This is a genomic window from Neorhizobium sp. T7_12 (assembly GCF_002968535.1).
Classification (GTDB): Bacteria; Pseudomonadota; Alphaproteobacteria; order Rhizobiales; family Rhizobiaceae; genus Neorhizobium; species Neorhizobium tomejilense.
In genome coordinates, this window is sequence record NZ_PVBK01000015.1 from 126,356 (window position 1) to 132,750 (window position 6,395).

The 6,395-nt window shown below is 62.5% G+C and carries 7 protein-coding genes; 5 read left to right on the plus strand and 2 right to left on the minus strand.

All coding sequences use genetic code 11. The features are described from left to right. Positions 1-11: 11 nt before the first annotated feature. Entirely contained in the window at positions 12-905 is an 894-nt protein-coding gene (locus tag C5J26_RS25035; RefSeq protein ID WP_105404234.1) for a LysR substrate-binding domain-containing protein, read from the plus strand. Between the two features lie 62 nt (positions 906-967). Next, positions 968-1,912, plus strand: coding sequence for a threonine/serine dehydratase (locus C5J26_RS25040; protein WP_105404235.1), 945 nt, complete (start codon positions 968-970; stop codon positions 1,910-1,912). Here C5J26_RS25040 and C5J26_RS25045 read toward each other — a convergent pair whose 3' ends face one another. Next, complete coding sequence (locus C5J26_RS25045; protein ID WP_105404236.1) at positions 1,913-2,440, minus strand: Lrp/AsnC family transcriptional regulator; 528 nt, start codon at positions 2,438-2,440, stop codon at positions 1,913-1,915. Between the two features lie 81 nt (positions 2,441-2,521). Here C5J26_RS25045 and C5J26_RS25050 point away from each other — a divergent pair, with 81 nt between their 5' ends. Further along, positions 2,522-2,908: a RidA family protein gene (locus tag C5J26_RS25050; protein ID WP_105404237.1), complete on the plus strand. Its 387-nt coding sequence runs from the start codon at positions 2,522-2,524 to the stop codon at positions 2,906-2,908. Positions 2,909-2,914: 6 nt separating this feature from the next. Here the strand turns inward: C5J26_RS25050 and C5J26_RS25055 are convergent, their stop codons facing one another. Beyond that, complete coding sequence (locus C5J26_RS25055) at positions 2,915-4,498, minus strand: peptide chain release factor 3 (RefSeq protein ID WP_105404238.1); 1,584 nt, start codon at positions 4,496-4,498, stop codon at positions 2,915-2,917. 98 nt (positions 4,499-4,596) lie between these two features. Between C5J26_RS25055 and dut the strand changes: the two genes are divergently transcribed. Continuing rightward, positions 4,597-5,067 carry a dUTP diphosphatase gene (gene dut, locus C5J26_RS25060; protein ID WP_105404247.1) on the plus strand — a complete coding sequence of 157 codons (471 nt, stop codon included), beginning with the start codon at positions 4,597-4,599 and terminating at the stop codon, positions 5,065-5,067. A 129-nt stretch (positions 5,068-5,196) separates the two neighbouring features. Next, on the plus strand, positions 5,197-6,165 hold the full coding sequence (cysK, locus tag C5J26_RS25065; RefSeq protein ID WP_105404239.1) for a cysteine synthase A: 969 nt from the start codon (positions 5,197-5,199) through the stop codon (positions 6,163-6,165). Positions 6,166-6,395: the final 230 nt, after the last annotated feature.

Consider the following 6,395-nt stretch of genomic DNA (forward strand, 5'->3'; position numbering starts at 1 on the left):
GGAAGCTGAGGATGACTTTGCCCAACCTCAACGATCTCTATTTCTTTGTGCAAGCAGTGGAGCATGGCGGCTTTTCCGCGGCAGGGCGCCGGCTCGGCGTGCCGAAATCCACCGTCAGCAAACGCGTGGCGGAACTCGAGGACCGGCTCGGCGTGCGGCTGATCCAGCGGACGTCCCGTAGTTTCTCGCTGACCGATCTCGGCCGGGATTTCTTCCGGCACGCGCAGGCATCGGTGATCGAGGCGGAGATGGCGGAAACCATCGTGCGTACCCATCTCGGCGAGCCGAGCGGCATCGTGCGGATGACGGCGGCGGTACCAACCGCGCAATTCATCCTCGCCGATCATCTGGCCGAGCTTTCGGCACGATATCCGAAACTGCATCTTTCGCTGCATGTCAGCGACCGGTTTGTCGATATCGTTCAGGAAGGTTTCGACATCGCCGTACGCAGCCACCAGGCGCCGCTGCCGGATTCCACGCTGCTGCAGAAGAAGCTTGCGACCGACCCTTTTTTCGTCGTCGCCTCACCGGATTATGTTCGCACCCATGGCGAGCCCCTACGGCCGGAGGATCTCGCCGGGCACAGGGCGGTCACCGCCGGTCCGACGGACATGGTCTGGAAGTTGGCCTCCGGTGATGGCGAAGCGGTCGTCGTGACACCCAGATCCGTGCTTTCCGCTGACGAGCCGTTGGTGATCATGAAGGCAACGATGGCAGGCCTTGGCCTGACCTGCCTGCCGACTTCCGTCTGCCGCGGGGCGCTTACCAAGGGCAGGTTGATCCGCCTGTTGCCCGATTGGACGGCCGGCAGCATCACCACGACGATCCTGATGCCGCATCGACGCGGGCAGCTTCCGGCGGTGCGCGCCGTCGTCGACTTTCTCAGCGAACGGATCGGCGCCTAAAAGGACTTTCATTTCGGCGGCCTGGCGGCTACCCATGGCCGTTCCATTCCCAAGAGGCCATCATGTCGATCGAACACACCGTCACGCCCGAACGTATCGCGGAAACCGAAACGCTCATCCGTCCGCATATCCGCCGCACGCCGGTGATGCGCGTCGATATGCGGGATTTCGGCGGGACACCGCTGCCGATCGACCTGAAACTCGAGCTGCTGCAGCATTCCGGCTCGTTCAAGGCGCGCGGCGCCTTCACCAACCTTTTGACGCGCAATGTCCCGGCGGCTGGCGTCGTCGCCGCGTCCGGCGGCAATCACGGGGCGGCAGTCGCCTATGCGGCGATGCGGCTCGGCGTGCCGGCGCATATCTTCGTGCCGAGCGTGGCCTCGCAGGCAAAGATCGACCTCATTCGTTCCTATGGCGCGGAACTGGTGGTCGGCGGCGACCGATATAACGATGCACTGGCGGCGAGCCAGACCTATGTGGCGACGAGCGGTGCAATCGCCGCCCATGCTTATGACCAGGTGGAAACCCTGCTCGGCCAGGGCACGCTCGGCAAGGAGATCGAGGACGACCTGCCGGAGATGACGACGCTGATCGTTGCCGTCGGCGGCGGCGGTCTGATCGGCGGCATCGCCTCCTGGTTCCGCGGCCGGGTGAAGATCGTCGCGGTGGAATCCGACGGCGCGCCGACGCTTCACGAAGCCTTCAAGGCCGGCCGACCGGTGGATGCGCCGGCCGGCGGCATCGCGGCGGATTCGCTGGCGCCGAAGCAGGTTGGCGAGCTGATGTTCCCCGTTGCCCAGAAATTCCTCCAGCCGCCGATCCTGGTGACCGACGACGAGATTCTCGCCGCTCAGAAGGCACTGTGGGCCGGCGCCCGTATCGTTGCCGAACCCGGCGGTGCCGCAGCCTTCGCCGCGCTACTTTGCGGCAAATATGTTCCCAGCCCGGATGAACACGTCTGCGTGCTGGTCTGCGGTTCCAACACGACGGCGGTCAAGTTCGACTAATCATTCCGGCGGCAAGGGCACGTTCGGCCATTCCGTCGTGACCTCCGCCTGAACCGGCCGGTCGAGATAGGTGGAAAGTGCGATATAACTGCGGGTGCCGCGCACGCCGGGCAGCGAATGGATCTGGCCGAGCAGGAATTCCAGCGCCTGCGGATTTTCCATCCGCACCTTGAGGATCACGCTCGCATCGCCGGCAACGGAATGCAGTTCCTCCACTTCCGGAAAACGGGCGATCTGCATGAGCCGCTCGCTCTTGCCCCAGCCCGCCGCCTCCACATGCACGAAGGCCGTGAGAGGCTTGCCGACCGCCGTACCATCCAGCCGCGCCACCGTATCGCGGATCACGCCCGAACGCTTCAATCGCTTGACGCGCTCATGCACCGCAGGCGGCGACAGGCCCACGATTTCTCCCAGCGCCGCATAGCTCCGGTCCGCATCGGCGGCGAGTGCTGCTAATATCCTTCGGTCAAAAGCGTCCAGTGGGGCAGGCTCCCGCCGCTTCGGCCGAACATCCTCTGTATTTTCCATCCCATCGCCTCTTCAGCTTTTCTGCCGAATAGTATTCGGCAAGAATGAGGCATTACCAGATGAAATTCCAGAGGAAGCAAGATGAAGATGATTGCCCATAACCCAAAGGATGGCGTCTATGCCGCGACGCCGGACTATGTGCACGCCATGGAAGTGCGCAGCCCCGACCGCTTTCTTTTCGTCAGCGGCACGATGGGCCTCGATGGGAATGGAGCGGCGGGCACCGACCTGGAAAACCAACTCCGCCTGATCTGGTCGAACCTCAACCGGATTCTTGCCGAAGCGCGGATGACGACGGACAATATCGTGCGGCTGACCAGCTATCTGCGGCACGCCTCCTATGTGGAGGCAAACCAGAATGCGCGGCTTTCAGCACTCGGCGGCCGCATCGTGCCGACGACCGCCATCGTCGTCGAGACGCTGCGCGACGACTGGCTGGTGGAGATCGAGATCATTGCCGCGGCGTGAGCAGTCTCACGCCGCCTTGGCAAGCTGATATTCCTTGATCGCGACCATCTTGATGGCCGGATAACGCTCCGACTCATAGCGCAGCGAGAAACTGTCCTGCGCCAGGAAAACCGGATCGCCATCGAGATCGCGGGCGATATCGCCGCGCTTTACCGTCAGGAACTTGTCGAGATCGGCCTGATTTTCGGCCGAAATCCACCGGCAGATCGAAAAGCGCGACATTTCGAAGGAGACCGGCAGGCCGTATTCGCCCTGCAGCCGTTCCTTCAAAACGTCGAGCTGCAGCGCGCCAACGACCCCGACGATGGCCGGCGAACCGTCTTCCGGCGAGAAGAGCTGCACGACGCCCTCTTCCGCCATCTGCTGCAGCGCTTCCTTGAGCTTCTTCGCCTTCATGGCATCCTCCAGCCGGACGCGGCGGAGGATTTCCGGCGAAAAGTTCGGTACGCCCTGGAACACCAGTTGCTCGCCTTCGGTCAGCGTATCGCCGATGCGCAGCGTGCCGTGGTTCGGGATGCCGACCACATCGCCCGCATAGGCGGTATCGGCCAACTGGCGCTGGGACGCAAAGAAGAACTGCGGCGCGGTCAGCCCGAGCTGCTTGCCCGTGCGCGACAGCCGCGCCTTCATGCCGCGCTCCAGCTTGCCCGAGCAGATCCGCGCAAACGCGATACGGTCGCGGTGGTTCGGGTCCATGTTCGCCTGGATCTTGAAGACGAAGGCCGTCATCTTGTCGTCGGTTGCATGCACGGTGCGGATGTCCGCCACCTGGTCTCGCGGCGGAGGGGCGAAATCGCCCAGCGCATCGATGAGATCGCGCACGCCGAAATTCCGCAAAGCCGAACCGAAGAAGACCGGCGTCATGTGGCCTTCGAGGAAAGCCTTGCGGTCGAACGGCCGGCAGGCCTCTATCGCCAGTTCGGTCTCCTCGACGAAAGCGGCACGTTCGTTTTCCGGCAGGCGGTCGGCGACGCTCTGGGGACCGTTGACAGGGGTTGCCTTGACGTCCGTATCCGAGCCACGAACCGTGTTGTCGGCCAGGTTATAGGAGCCGCAAAAAGTCTTCGAACGGCCGATCGGCCAGGTGATCGGAGCGGTATCGAGCGCCAGCTTTTCCTCGACCTCGTCCAGGATTTCGAAGGGATCGCGGCTTTCGCGGTCCATCTTGTTGACGAAGGTGATGATTGGGATATCGCGCATGCGGCAGACTTCGAACAGTTTCAGCGTCCGCGGTTCGATGCCTTTTGCGGCGTCGAGGACCATGACCGCGGCATCCACCGCCGTCAGCGTGCGGTAGGTGTCGTCGGCGAAGTCTTCGTGGCCGGGCGTATCGAGGATGTTGAAGACGTTGCCGTCATATTCGAAGGTCATCACCGAGGTGACGACCGAGATGCCGCGTTCGCGCTCGATCTTCATCCAGTCGGACCGCGTCTGGATACGGTCCTTCTTGGCTTTCACTTCGCCGGCGAGCTGGATAGCGCCGCCGAACAGCAGCAGTTTTTCGGTCAGCGTCGTCTTGCCCGCGTCCGGATGGGCAATAATTGCGAATGTGCGGCGGCGGGAAACTGCCTCGGCAATCGTTTCGGGCATTTTTTCTAGATCCTTTACGTTGCCGCGTATCTAACGACTCCGTGGATAACTTTCAATTCGTGTTTGACCGGAGCGACCGTGGGTCGACAAATGACATGATGAACATTCACGCACCCTCCTCGCCGAAGCTCAATCTCGTCCGCCTCCCGCACGGCGCCGGCCTCGATCTGCCGGCCTATGAAACCGCGGGCGCTGCCGGCATGGACCTGCGCGCCGCCGTCGAGGACGGCATGCCGCTGACGATCGCGCCCGGCAAACGAGCACTGGTGCCGACAGGCTTCATCTTCGAAATTCCCGAAGGGTTCGAGGCGCAGGTGCGGCCGCGGTCCGGACTTGCCTTCAAGAATGGCATCACCTGCCTCAACACGCCGGGCACGATCGACAGCGATTATCGCGGCGAGGTGAAGGTGCTGTTGATCAATCTCGGCGCCGAGGATTTCGTGATCACCCGTGGCATGCGGATCGCGCAGATGGTGATCGCGCCGGTGACCCAGGCTCGGGTGACCGAGATTACGGAAACCTCCACGACTGCCCGCGGTGCCGGTGGCTTCGGCTCGACCGGTCTTTGAACGCAAAGGCGTTTTCGTTCCCGACCACTTCCGGGAACAAAATTTCCATTTCTCTTTCCGTCCGGTTCCACCTTGCTGGCATTCGTGGGGAACACGCCCTAACTTCTCTCCAAACTCAGGGAGAGCACCATGCCAGAGACCAGAAAGCCGGGCCGCGGCCGAATCTATTCCTCGATCACCGAAACCATCGGCGACACGCCGATCGTGCGCCTCGACAAGCTGGCCAAGGAAAAGGGAGTCAAGGCCAATCTTCTGGCCAAGCTCGAATTCTTCAACCCGATCGCTTCGGTGAAGGACCGTATCGGGGTGGCGATGATCGAAAGCCTGGAGGCCGAGGGCAAGATAGCGCCCGGCAGGACGACGCTGGTTGAGCCCACGTCCGGCAATACCGGCATCGCGCTCGCCTTCGCCGCAGCCGCCAAGGGCTACAAATTGATCCTGACCATGCCGGAAACCATGTCGATCGAGCGCCGCAAGATGCTGGCCCTGCTCGGCGCCGAGCTGGTGCTGACCGAAGGGCCGAAAGGCATGAAGGGTGCGATCGCCAAGGCGGAAGAACTCGCTGCATCGCTGCCGGACGCGATCATCCCGCAGCAGTTCGAAAACCCGGCCAACCCGGAAATCCACCGCAAGACGACGGCCGAGGAAATCTGGAACGATACCGATGGCAAGATCGACATCTTCGTCTCCGGCATCGGCACCGGCGGCACGATCACCGGTGCCGGCCAGGTGCTGAAGGAGCGCAACCCGGCACTCAAGATCATTGCCGTCGAACCGGAAGAATCACCTGTCCTCTCCGGCGGACAGCCCGGGCCGCACAAGATTCAGGGCATTGGTGCAGGTTTCGCTCCGAAAATCCTGGACACGCACATCTATGACGAGATCATCACCGTCAACAGCGGTGAGGCCATGGAAATGGCCCGCCTGGTGGCCAGGCTCGAAGGCGTACCGGTTGGCATCTCCTCCGGTGCGGCGCTGCAGGCCGCCATCGAAGTCGGCAGCCGCGCGGAAAATGCCGGCAAAACCATCGTCGTCATCATTCCTTCCTTCGCGGAGCGTTATCTGTCGACGGCGCTGTTCGAAGGGTTGGGTGGTTAGCTGCACTTCTTCAGGTCGTGGATCCTCGGGCTTGACCCGAGGATCCACGACCAAGCCCACCAGGGTCGACTACGTTAGCGCGTCGCCAGGCGGATGGATCCTCGGGTCGAGCCCGAGCAACTGTGTTGTTGGTGTCAAGCTTGGAAGGGTTTTCGGTCCCTCATTGCGGCGTTAAGTGCGACAAGCAAACGTCTTGCTATGGCGATCAGGACAAGCTTTGGAGGTTTGCC

Excerpts from the sequence above, each read along its gene's own strand:
- C5J26_RS25035 (WP_105404234.1), top strand. The coding sequence starts at position 12 with ATGACTTTGCCCAACCTCAACGATCTCTATTTCTTTGTGCAAGCAGTG.
- C5J26_RS25040 (WP_105404235.1), top strand. The coding sequence starts at position 968 with ATGTCGATCGAACACACCGTCACGCCCGAACGTATCGCGGAAACCGAA.
- C5J26_RS25045 (WP_105404236.1), bottom strand. The coding sequence starts at position 2,440 with ATGGAAAATACAGAGGATGTTCGGCCGAAGCGGCGGGAGCCTGCCCCA.
- C5J26_RS25050 (WP_105404237.1), top strand. The coding sequence starts at position 2,522 with ATGAAGATGATTGCCCATAACCCAAAGGATGGCGTCTATGCCGCGACG.
- C5J26_RS25055 (WP_105404238.1), bottom strand. The coding sequence starts at position 4,498 with ATGCCCGAAACGATTGCCGAGGCAGTTTCCCGCCGCCGCACATTCGCA.
- dut (WP_105404247.1), top strand. The coding sequence starts at position 4,597 with ATGAACATTCACGCACCCTCCTCGCCGAAGCTCAATCTCGTCCGCCTC.
- cysK (WP_105404239.1), top strand. The coding sequence starts at position 5,197 with ATGCCAGAGACCAGAAAGCCGGGCCGCGGCCGAATCTATTCCTCGATC.